The organism is Paraburkholderia sp. GAS82 (assembly GCF_050436285.1).
GTDB classification, from domain to species: domain Bacteria; phylum Pseudomonadota; class Gammaproteobacteria; order Burkholderiales; family Burkholderiaceae; genus Paraburkholderia; species Paraburkholderia phenazinium_B.
Map to the genome: position 1 here is coordinate 605911 of NZ_JBNDLX010000004.1, position 21754 is coordinate 627664.

The 21754-nt window shown below is 61.5% G+C and carries 19 protein-coding genes; 6 read left to right on the forward strand and 13 right to left on the reverse strand.

The features are described 5' to 3' along the window. The first annotated feature begins 193 nt into the window (after window positions 1-193). Window positions 194-1465 carry a hypothetical protein gene (locus tag P3T17_RS16085; RefSeq protein ID WP_429407820.1) on the forward strand — a complete coding sequence of 424 codons (1272 nt, stop codon included), beginning with the start codon at window positions 194-196 and terminating at the stop codon, window positions 1463-1465. A gap of 48 nt (window positions 1466-1513) precedes the next feature. Here the strand turns inward: P3T17_RS16085 and dsdA are convergent, their stop codons facing one another. The 9 genes from dsdA to P3T17_RS16130 all read right to left on the reverse strand — a co-directional run bounded on the left by dsdA (window position 1514) and on the right by P3T17_RS16130 (window position 12128). Next, the gene (gene dsdA, locus P3T17_RS16090) at window positions 1514-2902 is read right to left on the reverse strand and encodes a D-serine ammonia-lyase (RefSeq protein ID WP_429407821.1); all 1389 of its coding nucleotides are present in this window, start codon (window positions 2900-2902) and stop codon (window positions 1514-1516) included. 34 nt (window positions 2903-2936) lie between these two features. Further along, entirely contained in the window at window positions 2937-4466 is a 1530-nt protein-coding gene (locus tag P3T17_RS16095) for an amidase (protein WP_429407823.1), read from the reverse strand. Window positions 4467-4592: 126 nt separating this feature from the next. Then, window positions 4593-5510, reverse strand: a complete 918-nt coding sequence (locus P3T17_RS16100; protein ID WP_429407825.1) for a LysR substrate-binding domain-containing protein — start codon at window positions 5508-5510, stop codon at window positions 4593-4595. A gap of 70 nt (window positions 5511-5580) precedes the next feature. Next, window positions 5581-6831: an MFS transporter gene (locus P3T17_RS16105; protein WP_429407826.1), complete on the reverse strand. Its 1251-nt coding sequence runs from the start codon at window positions 6829-6831 to the stop codon at window positions 5581-5583. A gap of 244 nt (window positions 6832-7075) precedes the next feature. Then, the gene (locus P3T17_RS16110; protein WP_429407828.1) at window positions 7076-8392 is read right to left on the reverse strand and encodes an aspartyl protease family protein; all 1317 of its coding nucleotides are present in this window, start codon (window positions 8390-8392) and stop codon (window positions 7076-7078) included. 66 nt (window positions 8393-8458) lie between these two features. Further along, window positions 8459-9226 carry an SDR family NAD(P)-dependent oxidoreductase gene (locus P3T17_RS16115; protein WP_429407830.1) on the reverse strand — a complete coding sequence of 256 codons (768 nt, stop codon included), beginning with the start codon at window positions 9224-9226 and terminating at the stop codon, window positions 8459-8461. Between the two features lie 128 nt (window positions 9227-9354). After that, window positions 9355-10272 carry a LysR substrate-binding domain-containing protein gene (locus P3T17_RS16120; protein ID WP_429407831.1) on the reverse strand — a complete coding sequence of 306 codons (918 nt, stop codon included), beginning with the start codon at window positions 10270-10272 and terminating at the stop codon, window positions 9355-9357. A gap of 119 nt (window positions 10273-10391) precedes the next feature. Continuing rightward, window positions 10392-10892 carry a DoxX family protein gene (locus P3T17_RS16125; protein ID WP_083611443.1) on the reverse strand — a complete coding sequence of 167 codons (501 nt, stop codon included), beginning with the start codon at window positions 10890-10892 and terminating at the stop codon, window positions 10392-10394. A 204-nt stretch (window positions 10893-11096) separates the two neighbouring features. Next, entirely contained in the window at window positions 11097-12128 is a 1032-nt protein-coding gene (locus P3T17_RS16130) for an NAD(P)H-quinone oxidoreductase (protein ID WP_429407833.1), read from the reverse strand. A gap of 151 nt (window positions 12129-12279) precedes the next feature. On the opposite strand from P3T17_RS16130, the gene P3T17_RS16135 reads away from it, so the two are divergent. Further along, window positions 12280-13155 carry a LysR family transcriptional regulator gene (locus tag P3T17_RS16135; protein ID WP_429407835.1) on the forward strand — a complete coding sequence of 292 codons (876 nt, stop codon included), beginning with the start codon at window positions 12280-12282 and terminating at the stop codon, window positions 13153-13155. 26 nt (window positions 13156-13181) lie between these two features. On the opposite strand, the gene P3T17_RS16140 is transcribed toward P3T17_RS16135, so the two are convergent. Next, a complete protein-coding gene (locus P3T17_RS16140) occupies window positions 13182-14420 on the reverse strand; it encodes a serine hydrolase domain-containing protein (protein ID WP_429407837.1) in 1239 nt (412 codons plus the stop codon). Window positions 14421-14732: 312 nt separating this feature from the next. Between P3T17_RS16140 and P3T17_RS16145 the strand changes: the two genes are divergently transcribed. Next, window positions 14733-14993, forward strand: a complete 261-nt coding sequence (locus P3T17_RS16145; RefSeq protein ID WP_074265230.1) for a hypothetical protein — start codon at window positions 14733-14735, stop codon at window positions 14991-14993. A 44-nt stretch (window positions 14994-15037) separates the two neighbouring features. Here P3T17_RS16145 and P3T17_RS16150 read toward each other — a convergent pair whose 3' ends face one another. Then, window positions 15038-16876, reverse strand: coding sequence for an FAD-binding oxidoreductase (locus tag P3T17_RS16150; RefSeq protein ID WP_429407839.1), 1839 nt, complete (start codon window positions 16874-16876; stop codon window positions 15038-15040). 180 nt (window positions 16877-17056) lie between these two features. On the opposite strand from P3T17_RS16150, the gene P3T17_RS16155 reads away from it, so the two are divergent. After that, window positions 17057-17491: a GNAT family N-acetyltransferase gene (locus P3T17_RS16155; RefSeq protein WP_429407841.1), complete on the forward strand. Its 435-nt coding sequence runs from the start codon at window positions 17057-17059 to the stop codon at window positions 17489-17491. 65 nt (window positions 17492-17556) lie between these two features. On the opposite strand, the gene P3T17_RS16160 is transcribed toward P3T17_RS16155, so the two are convergent. Further along, window positions 17557-18570, reverse strand: coding sequence for an alpha/beta hydrolase family protein (locus P3T17_RS16160; RefSeq protein WP_429407843.1), 1014 nt, complete (start codon window positions 18568-18570; stop codon window positions 17557-17559). 115 nt (window positions 18571-18685) lie between these two features. Between P3T17_RS16160 and P3T17_RS16165 the strand changes: the two genes are divergently transcribed. Together P3T17_RS16165 and P3T17_RS16170 are read left to right on the forward strand one after the other, a co-directional pair. Further along, window positions 18686-19633 (forward strand): LysR substrate-binding domain-containing protein, encoded by a 948-nt coding sequence (locus P3T17_RS16165; RefSeq protein ID WP_429407845.1) that lies wholly within the window; start codon window positions 18686-18688, stop codon window positions 19631-19633. A gap of 202 nt (window positions 19634-19835) precedes the next feature. Further along, entirely contained in the window at window positions 19836-21065 is a 1230-nt protein-coding gene (locus tag P3T17_RS16170; protein ID WP_429407846.1) for an MFS transporter, read from the forward strand. A 252-nt stretch (window positions 21066-21317) separates the two neighbouring features. Here P3T17_RS16170 and P3T17_RS16175 read toward each other — a convergent pair whose 3' ends face one another. Further along, entirely contained in the window at window positions 21318-21719 is a 402-nt protein-coding gene (locus tag P3T17_RS16175; protein ID WP_074265235.1) for a hypothetical protein, read from the reverse strand. Window positions 21720-21754: the final 35 nt, after the last annotated feature.

Genomic DNA, 21754 nt, shown 5'->3' on the forward strand with positions numbered 1-21754 from the left:
GACCCAAGACCTCGTACGGCTACGATCGTTCGGCATACATATAGTCTTTCGCCTGGGTTATACCCGGAAACATTATCCTGGGCCCTTCAGGACATGCTAAAAAGAGTCGATATCCCGGAAGGGCGACTGAAGGTCCGGTCCGGAGATTGGAGAATCCCACGCGGACTGTCGCACGGAATCCCGAGGTGAAAGTATGGAAAAAAAAGTGCTCGTCGCGGTGGCCGCCGCGCTGATGTCTTCCGTGGGCGCGCTGCATCCCGAATCCGCCCGTGCCGCTGATGCTGCAGCTTCAGCCTACGAAGACTCGACCGTCGACGCATCCCTCGATCCCGGCGAAGAACGCGTCTCTGCCGATGCCGACAATCAGGCCCGACTGAAAGACCTGCGCTACGCGTATTTCATCGGCTACAACGCGCGCGCCAGGGAAGACTCGAAATCCTATGCGACTTTGGGCGACGAGGTAAAGCATCCGCAGAAACAGCTTACCGCGGCGCCCCTGCCCCCCGCAACGCCGAAACCAGTTGCCGAACGGGTTGCGCCGCCAAGGCGCCCCGTGGCGCAAGCCGCGCCGTTGAGGCAAGTATCCGTGCCGGCCGCATCGACGAAGCAGGTACCCGCGCCGGTCACATCGCCGAAGCGGGTTGTCGTCGCGCGGGCCACGCAGTCCAGGCTGGTCGTTGCACAGGCTGCGCCTGTGCCGCTCAAGCGCGTTCCCGCGCAGGTGGCGCCCGTACCGCAGAAACATGTTTATGCGCAAGTCGAGTCTGTGCCGGCGAGACGGGTCTCTGTACCGGTCGCGCCGTTGAAGCAGGCTTCGGTGCAGGTCACGCCGCCTAAGCGGGTTGAAGTGCAAACTGTATCTCTGAGGCAGGTTCCTACCCGGACAACGCCTCCGAAGCTGTTTGGTGCCGAGTCCGAGCCGCCGATCCTGATTCCGACGCAAGCCGTGACGTCATTGCCCGAATCCAAATCCGACAATGACGACGACGCGCAGGTGACGCCGGGCCGCGATGCGCAGAACACCCAGCGGGCGGCGCCGCAGTATCGGCAGACCGATGAGGAATCGCAATACGCCACGGAGCAAGGAACTCAGGCGGCGCAGAACCCGCAACCTCGCCAATATCAGAGTCGACAGCCCCAGCAATACGCGGCGGCGCCGGCCTATAACCAGGTATCGACAGAGTATCAGCAGCCAGGCGGGTACGTCGGACGGCAATACACGCCGCCGCCCCCGCCACCGTCTCGGACCGTTCCGGCTAACCAGTACGCGCCTGCGCAGTACCAACCGGCTTACGCGCAGTCCGGCTACGTCCCTCGGCCGCCCGCTCAGGCCTCGGCGCAGCAGGTCGTCGTCGTGGGCCGCCCGCCCGCCTACCCGGCAGATGACGAGATGTACACACCGCCTGAACTGCGGCGACAGTACCCCGCCGGTAACGGCAACTGGAATCAAACCGTTTCCCAGTAAGGCCTCACCTTCCCAGCTAGCGAACAGGTCGCGGGTTCAGAAATCGATTCACGCTCTGGCGACAACTGCGCAGCGTTCTGCGCTGCCCAGTTGTCGCTCACCTTCGGCGACGTACTTGTCCATCTCCTCACGCGGAACCATGCCGCCGCCTGTCGCCCAGACGATATGCGTAGCGGCCGCCCTTCGCGTCGCGTCGAGACCGATGCGCGCGTGATAGCCATCGACCTCGGCGAGCACGCGCGCGAATCCGGATGCGCCCGCCAGTGCCGATGGTTCCAGGCGTATGTCCTCGGTGTTCGCCATCAGATAGAGCAGCGCCAGCAACTCGCTGTCTTCGACGGTGAAATAGCCGTCGATCATCCGTTGCATCGACCGTCCGACAAAGCCCGATGGCCTGCCGACCGCAAGGCCGTCGGCGGCCGTCACGTTATCGATGCCGAAGTCCTGCACTGCAAGCTGGTCGTGCAAACCGGTGTACACCCCCATCAGCATGCACGGCGAGTGCGTCGGTTCCGCGAAAAGGCAGTGCACGGCGTCGCCGAATGCGAGCTTGAGTCCAAACGCAACGCCACCAGGACCGCCGCCGACACCGCACGGTAGATAGACAAACAACGGATGATCCGCGTCGACGCGCGTGCCTGCCGCTTCGAGTTGGCGTTTCAGGCGTTCGCCCGCAACCGCATAGCCGAGAAACAAGGTGGTCGAATTCTCGTCATCGATGAAATGACAGGAAGCATCGGCGGCCGCCTGGCGGCGACCGCTCTCGACTGCTTCGCCGTAATCGCCCGCGTATTCGATGACGTTGACGCCATGTGCACGGAGCCGGTCTTTCTTCCACTGCCGTGCATCGGCAGACATGTGCACTGTGGTCTCGAAGCCGAGCGTCGCCGCCGCGATTCCGATCGACATCCCGAGGTTGCCTGTCGATCCGACCGCAATCTTGTGCGCACGGAACAGTGCCTGACACGGCGCGTCGGCGAGCACGCGGTAGTCGTCGGCGAGCGTCAGCAAACCCTGTGCGAGGGCGAGCTTTTCCGCATGGAACAGCACTTCGTAGATGCCGCCACGAGCCTTGATCGAGCCCGAGATCGGCAGATGGCTGTCTTTCTTCAACAGCATCCGTACCGGCTCCGAGACGCCGTAACGTGCGCGTACGGCGTCCGCGAAGGCGGGAACCGGCGTCAAAGGCGATTCGATGATGCCGTTCGCCGGCGCTACATCGGGAAACGCCTGTGCAATGAACGGCGCGAAACGCGTCAGGCGATCGCTTGCATCGCGAACGTCAGCGGCGTTCAGCGAGATGTCGGCGAGCGCGTCGGCCAGAGGTGCGATGGCGGGATTAAACCACGCGACTGGTCGATGTTGCATCAAAGGGTCGAGCAGCGGGAATTCGGCTCGCCACGTCGAAAGCGGCTTGCCGTAGAGCGTTTCAGTCATGTCAGGTGTCGGAATCAATCGTATCGCAGAGCAATCAAACGGCAGGACGGTCGCCCTCTGCAGCAGCGGACGCGCCGAGCACCGGCGGATGCGTGACGATCGCCCGCAAGTCCACCTGGGTTTTGGACAGCGCTTGCAAATCCGGCTTCGGACGACGCAGCTCGGGCGAGCCTTCACACACTGCCTCGACAGCATGCGCTGCGAGCAGCAATTCCAGGTCGCCGCGAAAGCGGCCGATCATCTGCAGGCCGAACGGCATGCCGCGATGATCGCTGCCGACCGGCAGCGATAGCGCCGGATTGGTCGCGAGCGTCACCACGTACGTGAGCGACAGCCACCTGTAGTAATTTTCGAGCGCGACGCCATTGACCGACTTGAGGTACGGTTGCGTCCAGGGAAACGGCGACACCGGAGTGGTCGGCGACAGGATCACGTCGTAGCGATCAAACAGCTTCTGGAATGCGCGGAAGATCAGCGTCTGTTCGTTGTGTGCGCGCACGCAGTCCTTCAACTTCAGGCTCGCGCCCATTTCATAGTTCGCGCGCGGGTTCGGCCCGAGCAGGTCGGGATCTTTGTCATAGGCTTTCTGCAAGCTCATGACGAAGGCTTCCGCGCGCAGCACGTCGAAACAGGTGTGCGCGTCTTTCATCTGCACTTCGACAGGCTCGCAGACCGCAAAAGCGCTGCGCAGTGCATCGATTTTTTTGCGAAATACCGCGCGGATCTCGTCGTCCACTTCGCATACGCCAAAGTCTTCCGTGTAGCCGACTCGCAGCCGCGAAAGATCGGCGGGCCGTGCGCTGTCAATGGACGGCGGCATCGTGAAAGGGTAACTCAACGGATCCGTGCCGGATACGCCGGCGGTGGCGGCGAGCTGCAGCCATGTATCGGCGACGTCACGCCCCATTGGACCGACTACGGCAAGAGGCGTCCAGCCGAGTTGCTTGCGCTCGCTCGGCACCAACCCCGGCGAGGTTCGCAGACCAACCACGCCGCATTTCGCCGCCGGAATCCGCAGCGATCCGCCCGTATCCGAGCCGCTGCACAACGGCACCATATCGACTGCCAGCGCCGCCGCCGAGCCGCCCGACGACCCCCCTGCATTCAGCTCCGGGTTGAATGGATTGCCGGTCGCACCCCAGACCGGATTGAAGCTGTTGGCGCCCGCGCCCATTTCCGGCACATTGGTCTTGCCGACGACAATCGCACCTGCGCCACGCAGGCGTTGCACCAGGGTGTTGTCTTCTGACGGGACGTTGGAGCGAAACAGCGGCGAGCCGTACGTGGTCAACACGCCTGCGGTTTCTTCGAGGTCTTTAATGCCGATAGGCAGACCTTGCAAAATGCCCTGGCGATTGCCATTCGCGAGATCGCGTTCTGCCTCGCGCGCTTCGGCACGCGCGCGGTCGAAACAGGTCGCCGAGAACGCATTGATCTTCGGATTCAGCGTCTCGATGCGCTCGATACACGCGTCGAGCAGTTCAACCGGCGATATCTCGCGGGCATCGAGACGTTTTTTCAATTCGACTGCACTTTGACTCACCAGCTCGTCTGTATGGGACACGGTTCGCTTACCTTTCGCTACGTTGAAGAACGATGCGAATGAATGTAGCCGAGTCGTGCGTACGCGGCTATTGACGAATATAGAAAGGCGATTTCCCTTTTGGACAACAGCAGACTGTATGCCGGTTTATTGCGCGGAAGGCGCCGGCAACCATACCTTAACAGTTGCGATGAACGCTTCCATCAGTGGGGGCAAATCGCGGCGAGCCAACGTTTGCACTTCAATATTGCGGTCGCTGACATGCAGTTCGGGCACAGGCAACGCCACCAGTTGACCGCGAGCGAGACGGCTGCGCAGAAACAGTTCGCCGGAGAACGTAACTGCCTCGCCGGACAGCGAGAAATTGAGCAGCGTTTCGAGTGTCTCGCTGTCGAGCACGCTCTTGTAGTTGATGCCCTCGCGGCTGCAATAGATATCCAGCAACTGACGCAGCGTCGAATTCGGTCCGGGCAAAGCGAGAGGATGTTCGAACAGTTCGCGCAAGGACACTTCGCTGCGCCGCGCGAGCACATGGCTGGGCGCAACGACGGCCAGCATCGGCGCAGGTTGGGAATACTTGACGTGGATATCGCGGGCCGGCCCGAGGCTAAACGTCAAGCCGAGATCGACTTCGGCTTCGCGGACCTGGCGCGTGACCACCGATGCAGCCGCCACCGCCAGGTTGAAGCGCGCCGACGGGTGTTCGCGACGGAATTGCGTCATCACGCGCGGCAGGAATTCGGTGGCGAAGCCTTCAGTGCAGGCAATGCGGATGGTGGTCTCGGTATCGGCGCGCAATGCGTCCAGTTCGGCGCTGACGTGCTCGGCGTCAAGCAGCGAACGTCGCGCATACGCAGCCAGTAATTCGCCCGCACGGCTCGGCACCATGCCACGCGACTGGCGCTCGAACAGCGTCGCGTTCAGCTCGCTTTCGAGGCGGCTGATCTGACGGCTGACCGCTGAGGGCACCACGTGCAGCTTGGCCGCGGCATCGCTGATCGAGCCGGTATTGACGACTTCGAGGAAATAGCGGACGGCGGCTTCTTGCAGGATGCGCGGGTTCATTGGGCGGAAGAACAAGTGATCGACCGCTCAATGATAGCCCGGAGACTGTGGGCCGGCGCTATCGCCGTGCTCAGGCTTCCGCTTCGTTCGCAAGTTGCACGTCGCGGATTCTCGACGCATTGATGGTCAGACTGACCAGCGTCGCCATCGCCGTGGATGCAATCAGGAACATGAACGCAGCGTCGTAGCTGTCATAGTGCGAGACCAGCAAGCCGATTACGAGCGGCGCAACGAACCCGGCCACCTGTCCGCCAAAGTTGACCATCCCGACACCCGTTCCGACGAGGCGCTGCGGCAGGATCTTGGTTGGCAGTGCGAATGCAGTGGCGAACACGAACGACTTGAAGAAGTAGACGATCGACTGATACGTAATCACGCCGGCCACCGTTTGCGCGGTGTACATCAGGTACAGGAACACGCCAGTGATTGCGCAGCAACTCATCATCAGATACTTCTCGCGCCCATCGAAGAAGCGGGTCATGACCCAGCCACCCATGGCGGTCGCGATACTCGCGGTGATGAACGGCAGCGGCGTCAGCATTCCGACCGCTTTCAGATCGAGGTGGCGCGCGGTCAGCAGATACGCGGGCATCCACGCGTCAAGCCCCTTGTTGACGATGCTCAGACCGAACCACACCGTCAGTATCTTCCACATCAAGGGCATCTTCAGCAGATCCCTGGTGCCGCCCCTCCCACCCTTGCCGCTGTTCAGAAGCGCCTGCGCGGCCGCCTCGTCGCGACTCATGCGAGGCGCCTTGACGAATACCAGATAGACCAGCGCGAACACCACACCGGCGACGCCAATCGCGACGAACGCATGACGCCAGCCGAGATACAGGATCAGCGGTGCAATGACCAGGGGCGCAATAAAGCTGCCTACGTAGTTGGACGAAATCAGCAGCGACGACATCCTGGGGCGGTCAACGCGCGGATACGCTTCGACCACGCCTTTGACCGCCGACGCCGGATAGCCGCCTTCACCGAGACCGAAGATAAAACGGATCGCAACCAGCGACGCCAGAGACCACGCAAGGCCCGTCAACGCGGTGAACAAGGACCAGAACGCAATCGACACCACCACCACGACCTTGCTGCCGAAGCGGTCGGCGAGCCAGCCGCCCGGAATCTGCATGATCGAATAGCTCAGATAGAACGCGCTGAGGATCACGCCGAGTTGCGCCGGATTCAGATGGAAATCGCCACCGATATGTACCAGCGACAACGATACGGCCGACCGGTCTATGTAAGAAATGCAGTAGCCGACATAGAGCAGGATAAAAACCAGCGTCCGTTTGGTGCGGGGTTCAGTTCCAGCAATCATTGTCCAGATCCGGTAAGAGCACTGATGGGCGGCTGCCTGGGCGCGGCAGGCCTGAAGCGGCGTGCATCGTGACGACAACGCCATTCCCGACGGTTCGAACCGATCGTATGGATTCAAAAACGGGGTAACAAGTGATAGATTCCGACGCCTCCTTTGCCAAAAAAGCAGGGTTGCTGCAGTGCAGCCTCGACCGCGCGGGCGTTTGCCCGAATTCTGATCGACGGGTTTTGTCAGCTGTCAGTTGCTACGGCGAGATCAGATCCTGAAGTACCAGATGCACTCGTTGATCGCCGCTCGTCCGGTTCACGAGGATGGGAACGCTCGCGTTGCCCGGCTCCTGAAGCAGCGCTCGTATCCTGAACAAGGTGCTCGCCTCAGCGGGAAGCGCGCCAACTTTGATAACGATGTCACCGGCGTGGATGCCGGCCTGTGCCGCCGGTCCATTCGCCGTCACGTCGATGACGCGAAGCCCTCGCTGTCCGGATAGTCCTAACCACATGCCGCTCCGGTCATAGGGCTCAGGAGCGTCGAAGCCGGTGCTCTTCGAGAGCCACATCACATGATGGCCGTAATCGAAAGAGACCGTAAATCGCTTCAGGATTCCCATGCCGATACTCCCTGCCCGATCACCCCGGGTAAAAGCACCTGCCTTCTGAAGCGACAAACGCGTAACAGGTGCCGGCACGGCAAGATCGCCGATCGAAAAGCGCTTCGGCCGCCCCACGATGCCGCGGATCGGGCCTCCGCCGCCGTAGCCGGTCATCGCCTCGACGGTAGTCCCCATTTGCCCGTCCAATCGATAGGCGCGCCAGAAGGCGCCGAACAGCGTCAGGCTGAACCGGTCGCCCGTATCGATCTGAAACATCCCGGTTATTCCTGCCACCGATGCTGTCACAACGGGCATGTCGTTCTCGTCGAGCGAAAAGGGGATCGGTATCGCATCCGCCGCCGGCCTGAATCGATCCGCGTCCTGGATGGTCACCTGCTCTCGGGCGGCATCTAACGTTAAAACATACTTCCGGAATATCTCCGTCCCGAGCACGCCGTCGAAATGCTGAAATCCGATGACACGATTGAGCTGGCTCGTGTCCATTGCCGGGATATCCAGAGCGCCGACCGAGAATGGACCCACGCTCAGATCGTTAAGGTGAACGATCTTGAAAGACAGTTGCTGCTCGCCGGCGCCCGTTCCGGTGCCGGCGCTCGTGGGCGCAAGCTTCAGCTTTGCCGCCAGTGCGGTACTGACGGTCGAGCTGGACGAGCCCGTATCCACGATGAAAGAGAACGGGCCTTTGCCATCGACCTGCACGGCAATGAAGGGGCGATTGTCGACGATCGAAAGCGGGAATACCTGGGATTGCGGAGCATCGGAGGCGGATGCGGAACCGGTCACAGTACCGCACAGCCAAAGTAGCGCCAGTAAGCCCCTTCGTGCGAGACGCATGTTTTTCTCCCCTGATCGTAGCGAATGCCAACTGTAGTCGACCGGACAGAAAAATGCATCGTTGCCGTTCGTCGAACTGCTGGCGTCGTGACGCTGCCATTTGAACGAATCGCTCATGACATGCACGACCAGGATGAGACAGCAGGCGCACAGCGTGCTCGCGGAAGCGCCTTGCCGGCTTACTCAGGCAATCCATCCGCCATCGACCGTCAGACTTTCACCGGTGGTGTAGCCCGCTTCAGGACTTGCCAGATACGACACTGCCGCGGCAATTTCTTCGGGCTTGCCGAAACGACCCACGCTCGCGAGCTTCGTCATCGTTGCGTGGTCTTCCGTTCCGGGTTGCGGAGCCAATTCGGTGTCGATCGGGCCGGGCTGAACCGCATTGACGGTCACGCCATACTTCCCGAGTTCACGCGAAAGACCACGCGTGAAGCCTCGAATGGCAAATTTCGACGCGATATAAAGGGTCACGCCCGGCAGCGGCGCTGCCTCGCCGAAAGCCGAGCCCACGTTGACAATGCGGCCCCAGCCGGTCTTGATCATGCGCTGCGCAGCGTCCTTCGCCAGTTCGATCGGCGCGCGCACATTCAGATTGAAATGCGTGTCATACGACGTTTCTGACGAGTCGAGGAACGGTCCGTATTCGACGGTACCTGCATTATTGACGAGGATGTCGAGCCGGCCTTCGAAGCGGCCGCCGAAGACGCCGTTCAGCGAGTCGATCAATGCCGTGACGCCCTCGGGCTTCGCCAGATTGGCGCCGACTGCTTCCGCCTCGCCGCCCGCGTCGCGAATCGCCTTGACCACGGCCTCTGCACGCGCCGAGCTCGACGCGTAGTGGACGATGACCGATGCGCCATCGCGCGCAAGACGCGTTGCGATGGCGGCGCCGATGCCACGGGAAGCGCCAGTCACGAGTGCCAGTTTGCCTTTCAGAGCTTGAGTCATGATTACCTCGATAGTGAGTTTTGAACGATCTGCATATGTGCCAACACATTCATGCATTGGTTGATGCGTATCGTCCGCCACCGTCGCGAGGCAGGGTAGTCATCTGCGAGGAATAGGTGTTATCGCCGCTACACGCCCTTCTGGGTCTCAATGCCGCCGTTCTCACCCAGCAGGTGCTCGACGAACGCGACGAAGGCGCGCGCTTTCGTTGTCGCCATGCGGCCGGACGGGAAGACGGCCCAGACGTCGATGGTAGGTAAAGTCCATTCGGTGAGAACGGCTTGCACGGTGCCGTCGGCAAGCTCAGGGGAGAACATCCATTCCGATGCGACCGCGAGACCCATGTGCCCCAGCACCGCCGTGCGCATGCCCTCGGCGGCACTCACGCTGACCCGCCCCGACACAGCGACAGAGACTTCGGTACCGTCGTTGCCGCGGAATGACCAGGACTCGCCGCCGCCGCGCAACGAATAGACAATCGCCTGGTGCCGGCTCAGGTCTGCCGGTGTCGTGGGAATACCGGCCTCCGCGAAGTAGCGCGGCGTCCCGACCACCAGTCGCCTTCCTCGCAGGAGGCGTTTCGCGGTCATTGTCGAATCGTCGAGCGCTCCCATACGGAGCGCCACGTCGACGCCGTGCTCGAGCAGATCGATAGAACGGTCGTCGAGGACGATGTCGATACTCAGTTTCGGATGCTGGTCGAGGAAGGTCTTGAGCGCGGGCAGAACATGCAGTCGCGCGAACGTGACGGCCGCACTGATCCGCAAGCGCCCCGAGAGACCGTCCGACGATTCGCGCACGACCTGTTCGGCCTGATCCGCTTCATCGATCGCACGGCGAGCGTGCTCGTAGAATCGCTGCCCTGCATCGGTCGGCGCCAGGCCTCTTGTCGAACGCAGCAGAAGCCGCGCGCCGAGGTGCTCTTCCAGTTGCGCAATGGCCTTCGAGACTGCCGGCTGGCCCAACTTGAGCCGGCGAGCGGCGGCAGAAAATGAACCCGCGTCCACCACGGTCACGAACGTTTCCATCGCCGTCATGCGGTCCATGCAGTGCCCCTCGTGGAAACTGTTGCAAGAAAAGAGCATAGTCTACCGAGCATCGGAACCCGCTGTCTTCAGTTGCGAGATGCCTGCTGCGTTCGCCCCTCGCTTGCCATCACCCTCCCCTATTTCCGCCCGCGACGGGCAAGCCAGCCATCGACGGCGAACGGTCCCGATCCGCCCAGCACCAGCGCGGCGAGACACGCGAGATAAAGCAGATCGGTCTCGTAGCCAGGCGGCCCGAACTGCGCACCGGCTGACGTGACGGCCAGCAGCTTGATCGACGAAAACCCGTACTGAAGATGCACGGTCAGTGTCGCCACCATCAGCACCGCGATCATTGGCAGACTGACGAGCGGCACGAATGCGCCGACCATGACCGCAAGGCCGCCGACCAGTTCAGTGAGAATGGTCGCCCACGCCATGAAGTGAGGTGCCGGCACGCCGAGCGTATGCAAAATCCCGGCAAACACATCCGGGTTCTTGACGATTTTTGCGTAGCCGTGTTCCATGAATCCGTAACCGGTGATCAGCCGTAGTGGCAACGGGGTCCATCGCGCGAGACCCCAGCGGTGGGTCAGCTGGGCGGGATCGGTGAAACGAAGCAGGTGTCGTGCAGTGTTCATGCGCAAGGGTCTCCGGACGGACGTTAGCAAAGAACAGCGGGCAACGCAGCCAGGGACTGCATCGCCGCGCTCTCTTTGTAGTTCGTTGGAGAAGGACGCGCGGTTACAGCGCGGCTGACTATTTTTTTCCTGGCGCGCGGTCGCGTCCGCTGTCGCTACCGTCTGCTGATGGCACCGCAGACATGGCATGCGGCAAGCCAGGCTTCAGCCAATAAGATCCGCGCCTGTCGTCAGGACAATCTTGCCAAAGTGTGCGCCTGAATCGATCAACTCATGAGCGCCGCGAGCGTCGGCAAGCGCAAAGGTCTTGTAGACAACCGGCTTGACCTTGCCGCTCTCAATGTGCGGCCAGACCTCCCGCTCCAGTTCCTTGACGATAGCCGCCTTGTCCCCGGATGAGCGTGATCGCAATGTCGACCCCATATGCGTCAGACGTTTCGTCAACATCGGCAAGATGTCGAGATTCTTTGCCGGCCCCTTGATCACGCCCACCTGCAGAATCCGTCCGTCCATGGCTGCGGCTTCATAGTTTCTGGCCACGTAGTCGCCTGCGATGATATCGAGGATCACGTCGACACCTTTTCCATCGGTAAGCCGCTTCGCTTCGGCGACGAAATCTTCCTCGCGGTAATTGATCGCGAGGTCTGCGCCTAGCGCCACGCTGGCCTCCCGATGCGCTTGCGAGCTCACTGTCGTGATGATTTTCGCAGCGCCGAATGCCTTCGCCAGCATGGTCGCCGTGGTACCGATGCCCGACGCGCCGCCATGGATCAACACCGATTCGCCGGCAACCAGCTTGCCGCGCTGGAACAGGTTCAGCCATACCGTCATGAACGTTTCGGGCATGGCCCCCGCTTCCACCAACGTCAGGCCTTTGGGGATATGCATCACGTTGTCGGCGTGCGCGACTGCATACTCCGCGTAGCCGCCGCCAGGAATCAATGCACACACGAGTTCGCCGATCCGGAATCGGGACACGTTGGAGCCGACGGCAACCACTTGACCGGCCACTTCCAGCCCCGGAATGTCCGAAGCCCCAGCGGGCGGATCATACAGCCCTTTGCGCTGGAAGACGTCCGGGCCGTTCACCGCCGCTGCGTGGATACGGATCAGAACCTGATCGGCGTCCGGCATCGGCACCGGACGCGTAGTCGGCACGAGGACTTCGGGACCACCGGGCTGTTTGATCTCAATGGCCGTCATGGACGACGGCACACGATAAGTTGAGGCAGACATGGATACCACTCCTTCTATAGATGAGGCTCGATTGATCCGGGAGGATCATTGAACGAGAAACTCTTGCGCTCAGTATAGGTCTCGACATTGCTGCATATGTGCAGCATTATTCACGTCGATAGATGCAAATTTGCATCAGGAGGGCGGCACGATGAACTGGGATGACGCGCGAGTGTTTCTCGCGGTGGAGCGCGAAAAAACGCTCCGTGGCGCAGCCAGGACACTCAATCTCGATCAGGCGACGGTCGGCAGACGGATTGCGGCACTGGAGCACGCCCTGCGTGCCACGCTCTTTCTGCGCACTTCCGAGGGTTACGCGTTGACCGCCGCAGGCGAGGCTGCGCTGAAATCAGCGGAGAAAATGGAACACTCCGCAAACGAACTCATCAGACGAACTCAAGGCACAGACACACGGCTTGCGGGGGACGTCAGGGTCACCAGTACCGACTCGATCGCGCTCGAATTTTTGCTGCCTGCCATCGAACGCCTGCATGCTGCACATCCCGAAGTGCGCGTCCTGCTGGACACGTCGACGCGCATGCTGAATCTGGCAAAGCGTGAAGCGGATATCGCGGTACGCTCAGTGCGGCCGGACAATCCCGATCTTGTCGCGCGGCGCCTGGCTCGCTGGCCCATGGCGCTCTTTGCATCGAATGCTTATCTCGAGCAGCATGGTAAGCCCGTCCCCGGCTCTGCATTTGCGGGCCACGATCTCGTCGTCTATCAGGGCAACTGGACCGGCAATCGATCGCCAACGCTTGCCGGCGAACCTATACACGCGGGGCGCATCGTGTCGACCTTCAATTCCAGCCTCATGCTGCGTACCGCGGTAAAGGCCGGCATCGGCATCGGTGAGCTTCCAATACATCTGGCTGAACACGACGGTCTCGTGCAGATATGGCCTGAACCCGCACGTGGGGCCGTCTATGAAATCTGGCTCGTCACCCATCAAGACCTTCGGCATACCGCGCGCATTGCGGCAATGATTGACGGTATCGTTTCCGTGTTCGAAGATCGCGCGAACTAACACCAGGTCGACGGTGTGGCCCGCACTCATCCATATTGCGCGACGAGCGAGTACCACAAGGCGTAGATTTCCCGCATGCCTGGATCGTGATCGCTGGTCCACACCGCCGTTTGCACAAGTACGAGTTTCGAACGCGGATCGACAATGATTCGTTGGCCATCCATGCCTTGCAATGCGAACATGCGCCGCTCACCCGGGAGTATCCAAACCTGATATCCATAGCCGAAGATCGGATTGGCTATTCCAGGCGCGAGAAAGCTCGACGATGACTCGACCGTCGTTGCCTGTAAAAGCCAGTCGCGCGGGACGATCTGCTTGCCGTTCCACGCGCCGTCGTGCGCCAGCATCAGACCCAGCCGCGCCCAGTCGCGCAGCGTCGCGCTTACGCAGCAGTAGGTAATGTCCTGTCCGGTTGGATCGCGCCCCCATGACGCATCCGACTCCATGCCCATCTTCTTCCAGATGCGCTCGCTCGCGTACTGAGCCACGGACATATGTGTTGCGTGGCTCAAAACCAGGCCCAGCACTTCCGTTTCGATACTTGCGTAGCTGAAATGCGTGCCAGGCGCGCGCTCGCGTTTGTCGAAACTCTTGACGGCTTCGATTGCCCCTACGCCGTGCGTGCTCAAAAGGTCATGACCTAGCTTGTCGCGATCGTCGCCGGGATTGCTGTCTTCAAAGAAATGGACACCGGAAGACATATGCAGCAAATCGCGAATTGAAGTTTGCCCATAAGCATTGTTAGCCAACTCCGGCACATAGGCATCCGCGAGATCGTCAATCGAGTGAATCGCGCCTTCCGATATGGCGATACCAATCAGCATTCCGACGATAGTCTTCGCCATAGACTGCGACATGAACCGGTCGGCGTCCGTACGGGCGTAGCGATAGTGCTCGTAAAGAATGGTGTCGTCGCGCGCGATCAGCAGGCCGGTCACCGGGTTGCGATCGAGGTAATCGTTAATGTTGCGGTACTGACCTCCGTACGGATAGTTCAGGGTGAGTTCGTGTGCGGAGGTTTTGAGTGTCGATGGAGCACCGGCCCTGGCAATCGGATCAGCTGGATGAACTTCGTCAAAGTGACTGTAGTAGCCGACAAACTGCCTTTGTGTTCTCGCCTGCCCCGGTGCGGGTACGGGATAGTGGTCTGCGGCACCGTAAGCGTCAGCGGCATATCCGGTGTCGGAGAACACCGCGTCCGACTGAGCCACTGCGCACGACAACGCCAGAATGCAGCCTATGGTTACCTTGACGCCTTGTAGCATTGTCCAGTCCCTTTCTCGTTTAACGGTTGCGACATTTAGACAGAAGATGACGAGAGTCATCTCCTACGCTCCCGTTAAACGGCGGATGGCGCCAGTTTCCGTCGGCAAACCGCCCTGAAAAAATTCCCAGATATTGCGAACTGCCAGGCACGGCTATGTCGTCAAGATGAGGGGCTTCATGGAAAAAGCTCCTGGCCAAAACATAGCGGCGCGCCGCGCTCATTTTGACCTAATTCTCCCTGCCTACCATCGCTTTCATGGGTCACGTCCCCGGACCCGCAACGAAGCTCGATAACTCTCAGGAGAATTGCCATGAACACACTTTTTCGTTCCGCACTGCTTGCCGCTATATTCGTCTTGCCCACAGCGGCGTTTGCGCAATCGGTCATGCAGGTCGATGAAACCCAGGTTGAGATGGTCGCGTACGAGGCTGCGGGTCCGGATTCCGCGGCAGTGCAGGACCGCACCAGCACGCTGAGCGATCCTGCTGGCTCGCACGCAAGCACGCTTTCCGATGCTGGATTCAATCCCGCCGCTGACGTAGGCCTGAATTCGATTTACGTCCGTCACTGATGTTGTGGGTTACTCGCGCGGCAGCTGCACGGCCACGCTGATGTTCACGTCGCCAGCCGCGTGAAGCCGTCCGCGCTCCACGCGTCGGAATTCACGCCTTGGTGAATGAAGAACAGGCCATCGGGATCGTATCGGTGCTTCACCTCGCGGAGCCGGTCGTAATGCGTTCCCCAGTACGCATGTTGCCAGTCGGACTGAAAAAAGCTGCTTTCCGAAATGTAGGCACCTGCATTCGGCACCGCGCGCCGTAGCACGTCTGCCGCCTCACGGATCCTCACCGAGGCCTGCCGGGCCCGTGCGAGATCGGGGCCATCCCCAGGCATGCCCCTGAACGCGGGAGCGGCTTCGCCCGCGATAATCGCGAGCGCAAAGGCGTCGAGCACGGCCGGGTTCATCGCCGTCTCCGATGTCCGCTGACGTGCCTCAGGAGATCCGCCGCCAAGTCCCTTGTTGAAGTGCAAACCGATCGACCAGTGACGGGTGATTTCGAACAGCATATCCACGAGTCGGGCTTGCGCGGACTGTGTCAGCAACGATACCGGCAGCCACGCGGATTCGTAGCCATAGATAAACTGTCCCGCCTCGCCCTGATTCGCAGACCAGAACACATCGCCGGCGGTGGCACCGGGCCTGTCGTCGGTCATCATCGCGCCGGGCACGTGCTGCATGATGTAGGCGGGATCCCATAGCCGCTGTGCCGGCGCGGCGAGGATCTGCGGCGAGGATGCCAATGAACATCCCGAGGCGGCGCTGGATACCCAGTCGAAGAATGGCTGCCACATGGCCGCCGCCTGATCGCGGCTCAGCCCCTGAAACATCATGGAGATTCGCAAAGTGCCATCTGCGCGTAGCGACACCGTTTCGCCCCAATGCTCGTTCAGGAGAGTCTGTGCGTAGAAAGCAACGAACCTCGCAATCAGTTGCCGGAACGCCTCCGGCGAGTGCGTGTTGATGTTTGCAAAGACCACGCCGAAGTACTCGGGCAACGGATGGGTTTCGAGCGTCACACTCGCGACAGCAGCAAAGCTTCCGCCGCCCCCGCCTTTCAGCGCCCAGAACAGGTCCGGTTCCCGATAAGCGTTGACGACGCGGACGGCGCCATCGGCCGTCACCACTTCCGCCTGCAGCAGCGATCCGGCGGCGCTCCCGTAGCGTTTTGAGAAACTTCCAAAACCACCGCCTAGGACAAGTCCGGCGACGCCGACCGTCGCGCAGCCTCCCCCTTGAACGTATCGGCCACCGCGTGTGGTCACCGCATCGTAGACGTGCATCCAGATGGCCCCTGCTCCCACGGTGACTGCTGGCCGAGCTGCTTGCCGGCCCTCTCCGCCTTGAGGGGTAAATCCGTCATGCATTTCGATTGCACGCATGTGCCGCGTCCAGATCAACAGCGAGTCGGGCGAATTGGATGTCCCCTGATAGCTGTGTCCACCACCTTTGATCACCAGCCGCAGGTTGCGCTCGCGAGCGAAACTGATCGCTTCGGAAATGTCCCGCGAATCGCTGGCCGCGACAGCATAGGCGCTCGGCGTGGACATCCACGCGTCTACCCAGCCCGATGTCTGCGTCAGCGCCGGTTCATCGCCGAGGTAGTACGGGTTCTTCAGTTCGTGAAGCAGTCCCTGGCAAGTCGTACCGTCGGGCGCCTGCTGGCAGACGGAGAGCGGCGCCGACAACCGGCTCAGCCGGCCGCCGACTCGATCATTGAGCGCGGCCCAATCGCTCTCCGTGGGCCAGTCCGCGTCCGACGGGCGGCGGCGCCGCATCGCTCTATCCCCAGCGGCTCCGGCGTTGGTCGCGCATGCCGTCAGTGCGGGAACGGCCGCGGTGGCAGCGGCGCTTGCCGCGATCTTCAACAGGTCCCTTCGACTGAATCCACGCATCGTCTCTCCTCCACGATAGGGTGATTCGAAATGGTGAGGAATAGCCGCAATTTTCGAATACTAACTCACCCTCGGCTGTTAGCCGGCGAGCGATGGTGCGCGTCAAACACGTACGTCTTGCAACAGGACGGAGCTAGACGTTACGATCGCAAATCGATCGCGAGAAAATCTGGGGTAGCCGTGGACACCGATGTACTGCACATCTCGACAAACAAGCATGAACTTGATCTCGACATGATTCATGCATTCCTCCATGACCAGGCGCCGTGGTCGATCGGCATCGCGCGGCATACCGTCGAGCGGGCAATCGAAGGTTCGTTTTGCTTTGGCGCCTATCTCGGCAAACGGCAGGTTGGTTTCGCGCGCGTCATCACCGACTTCGTTACGTTCGGCTATCTCTGTGACGTGTTCGTGCTGCCCGAATTCCAGTCGCGCGGCTATGCGGCGTTATTGATGCAGCACGTCGTCGATTCGGATGTGCTGCAGGGACTTCGACGTATCGTGCTTGTGACTTCGAATGCACACGGTCTGTATCGCCGGTATGGGTTTGACAAGCTTGCGCATCCGGAAAAGTACATGGAGGTGCATCGGCCGAATATTTATTCGGCCAGCTAGGTGGATTCTGATATCGAACCGCTTCGACGACGACGTATCTGCCTTCAAGAATGACTTCCCTGCCCTTAGCAATGCGTCGAACTCCCAGCGCGCTGAAATACGACGCTGCCCGGCCCTCCCTCCAGCAACGCCCCCAACTTCAACCACGCGAGCGCAATCGGCCAGAGGCTGTCTTCAAAGCGGCTGTGAAAAAACGCGAAATGCCCGATCGCCGGCTGCCCGATCTGCCTCGGCCCAATGCGCAGATGCGTGAGCGCACTGCCCGTGAAATAGCGAAGCAGCCGTTCAATTGCGGGCACGGTGCCGAACTCGTCGTCGGTAACGCTAATTGCAAGTATCGGCGCACGCACCGCCGAAAACTGTGCGACAAGCCGCGCGCGTTCTGCCTCGCCGAGGGCGAACGCCCCGCGCCTGAAAGTGTCTTCGAAACGCGCCTTGCTGCAGCTCCACGATAAGGCTACGCCCTTGGGCGTATCCTCCATCCAGCCGAGACGCCTGGCCGGCACATAGCCGGCAAGTATCGCGAGAACCGGCATCAGCACATGCCAGCGCCACAGCATCGCGAGCTTGCGGCCCGGCGCATAGTCGCGCCAATGCGCGTACTGCGCGCCCATCGTGACGACTCGCCGGATCATCTCGTTCGACGGCGCGAGCCCGACGACAACGCCGCCGACGCTGTGCGCGACGACGTCAACCGGTTGGCCCGGAAATTCGCGCGCCGCGTATTGCAACACCGCCTCGAAATCGAGCTGCCCCCAGTCAAGCCACGACGCGCTAAAGCCGCGTAGCGACCGCGACCGCGGCCGCGACTCGCCGATGCCGCGGTAGTCGTAGACAATCGCGTCATAACCGTGGCTGAAGAGGAATGCCGCGAAGCGAAAGTAGTAACGGCAACGCACTGAGGTCGCCGCGTTGACGATCACCACCGGCCGCGCGCTTGCGTTGGATTCGTGCACGACGCTGCAGTCACCAGCATGGCGTTCGCCATGACGCCAGGCGAAGCCGCGAATCGGGCAGCCGTCCGCCGCAACGAGCGCGATTGCCTCAGGTTCGAGTGCGGTGGTTTTCGTCTCCTGCATCGTATCTCCAGATGAGTCGATTCCCGATTGCCCGAATTCGTGTACATCCACATTCCACTTGACTCATGCGCCCGGCTCAACCAACCTTCTCGCATCTTTCGCATGAGGTGCATGCATGCCAGTACCGCTTGTCCAACTCGCGCCGCTCGACCTGATTCGCGGCTTTGTCGCGGTCGGCCGCCGCATGAGCATCACGCTCGCCGCACAGGACCTGTGCCTCACGCAGTCCGCACTGAGCCGCCAGGTTCGTGCGCTCGAGGATTGGCTCGGCTTCGTGCTCTTCCAGCGCGGCTACCGGTCGATTTCCTTCACGCCCGAAGGCGAACGCCTCTTTCGCACCGCCGATGCCGCCGTCCAGCAATTGCAGGAAGTCTTCGAAGTCCTGGGGCACGCTCAGGAGGGGCTGCCCGTGACGATCACGGCCAGCATCGGCGTGACGGGCCTCTGGCTACTCCCGCGGATCAACGGATTCCAACGACGTTACCCGAATGTCGACCTGCGTATGGCGGCGATCGACAGAAACGTCGATTTGCGCGCCGAAGGGATCGATCTCGGCATCCGCTATTGCCCGGCCACGAATGCGCCTCCGGGCGCCGTGCGCCTCTTCGAGGAGGCCGTCGTGCCCGTCGCGCATCCCTCGCTCGGGCTCGTGCGGCTCGACGAGGCCGCGTTGCTGGGGCCTCAGGCGCTGCTCGAATTCGAGGGGCCGCGCAGGCCGCTCCTGCGGTGGTCCGATCAGCTCGCCGCAATGGGACTCGCCCACGCGCAGCCGGTCAGAATGCTCCGCTTTAACCAGTATGACCAGGTCATCGCCGCGGCGCTTGCCGGCCAGGGCATCGCGCTGGGCCGCATCGCGCTGATCGAGCCGCTCCTCGCCGACGGTCGGCTCGTCGCGCTTGCCGAGGGCGCCGCCGTGCGCACGAGTACGTACGGTTATTGGCTCTATCAGGCTGAGACACAACCGCGTCAGGACGTGCTCGACGTCGTCGAGTGGATCCGGTCGGAGGCCCGCGCCGTGGAGGCAGTGGTCAAGAAGGCGCTGGTGGCGCAGGCCGGCGTGTAGCGTTCCCTCTCGCATGCATGACATGCATGCGAACGCGTCCAAAACATTGATTGAAGCGCGCCGCGCGCCGGCATTTAATGCCCAGCATGGTGTGCGGACGCGCGACATCCGCAAACGTCACGTGGGGCTGCGCCGTGCGGCGCCGGCAGCGAAGGCGCGATGAGCAGCAAGCGCGCCACCCACACTACGCGGAGGACCGGCCGTGAGCGGACAACAGGACATCTGGCGAAACCGCTGGCAACCAGTGATTGCCGGCGGCGTTGTAATGGGCGCCGCTTTGGGCGTGCGGCACGTGCAGGGGCTCTTCCTGACACCGGTCACGATCGACCACGGCTGGTCGCGCGAAACGTTCGGTCTGGCGCTAGCGCTGCAGAATCTGCTCTGGGGCATCGCGCAGCCGTTCGCGGGGATGATCGCCGACCGCTTCGGGTCCGCCCGGGTGATACTCGCCGGCATGCTTGTCTATGCGCTCGGCCTCCTCGTCATGGCGTATGCAGGTACTCCTGGCATCTATACGCTCGGCACCGGCGTGCTGGTCGGCGTCGGACTCTCGGGCTCCGCATTCGGCGCTGTGTACGGCGCGCTCTCGCGGATCTTTCCCACCGGGCATCGCAGTTGGGCACTCGGCGTCACAGGCGCGATCGGCGGCCTTGGCCAGTTCTGCACCGTGCCGTTCGTGCAAAACCTGATGAGCGGCATCGGCTGGGTTTCGACGCTCGTCGTGCTGGCCACGGTGATGGTCCTGCTCGCGCCGCTCTCGGCCTGGTTGCGCGATCGCCCCGTGCGCCATGTCCCCGGCGAGGCATCCGCGCAATCGATGAGAGCGGCGATTCGCGAAGCACTCTCGCATCGAGGATTCTGGCTGTTGAACTTCGGCTTTCTGGCATGCGGCTTCCAGCTCGCATTCATCGCCGCGCACATGCCGGCGTATCTGCTGGACAAAGGCCTGAGCGCACGCAATGCGAGCGCAGCGCTAGCCCTGATCGCGCTTGCCAACGTGATCGGCACGTACGTGTGCGGATATGTCGGCGACTTCATGCGCCGGAAGTACGTGCTCTCGGCGATCTACTTCATCCGGTCCGCGGCGATGGCGGCGTTCTTTTTCGCGCCCCTCACGCCGGCAAGCGTCTACGCATTCTCGTTCGTGATGGGCCTGATCTGGCTCGGCACGGTGCCGCTGACAAACAGCCTCGTATCGCAGGTGTTCGGAGTGCGTTATATCGCAACGCTGTTCGGCTTTGTGTTCTTCGGACATCAGTTGGGGAGCTTTCTCGGTGTCTGGCTCGGCGGCATCGTGTACGACGCGACCCACGCCTACGATCTGCTTTGGTATGGGGCGATCACGCTTGGCGTCGTCGCGGGCCTCTTGCACTTGCCAATCAACGATGAAAGAGTCGATCGTCTCGCCAGGTCGCTTGCGCAGCCGGTGTGAGAAGCATGGGAGGCCTAAGGATCATCACGGGAGCTTTGATGAACTCGCCGCCTCTTCGGAAGGCTCTGATCGCAAGCGTGGCCACACTCCTTGGGCTGGCGATCGTGGCAGTGTGCTTCGTGGGTTACCTTACGCCCGCCGCGCTCTTCTCGTTTCTAACAGGAAGCGCGTTTTGCGGATGAGGTGATAGACGCCAACCGGAGTTCGGCAGTGGTCAACGCCAAGACTGCGGGCGACCCGTCGGGCCGCGAACTACCCGAAAACACGTCCCCATGCTGTCCGAATGCGTCGCGCACGGTCTTCGAAGAGATATGAAGCGACGAGTGTCAGTAGACCTGAAATCACTCCCGTCATGATGTGTTCGAGGTAGGGAATACGATAATGACTCATGTGTGAGTAGACGTCGCCTAACATGGTCAGGACTCCCACGATCAGCGCATTGCCATACCGATTCGTGTAAAGCTTCGCAGCAGGTGTGAACGTGAGCAGCACAGCGAGAAGACCCGTGAGCAGACCGGTGTGGAATGCAATTGTCCAGTGCCCAAGGCTCATGACGTTGCCCCAACTCCCCGGCATGCAGGTCATACATGCGCTGGTAGGTTGCCAGAAACGCTGGATAAACAGCTTGGCGCGGCGCGTCCACTCGCTTGACATGATGTGTCCCTGCGTATGTGTGAGAACCCCGAGGG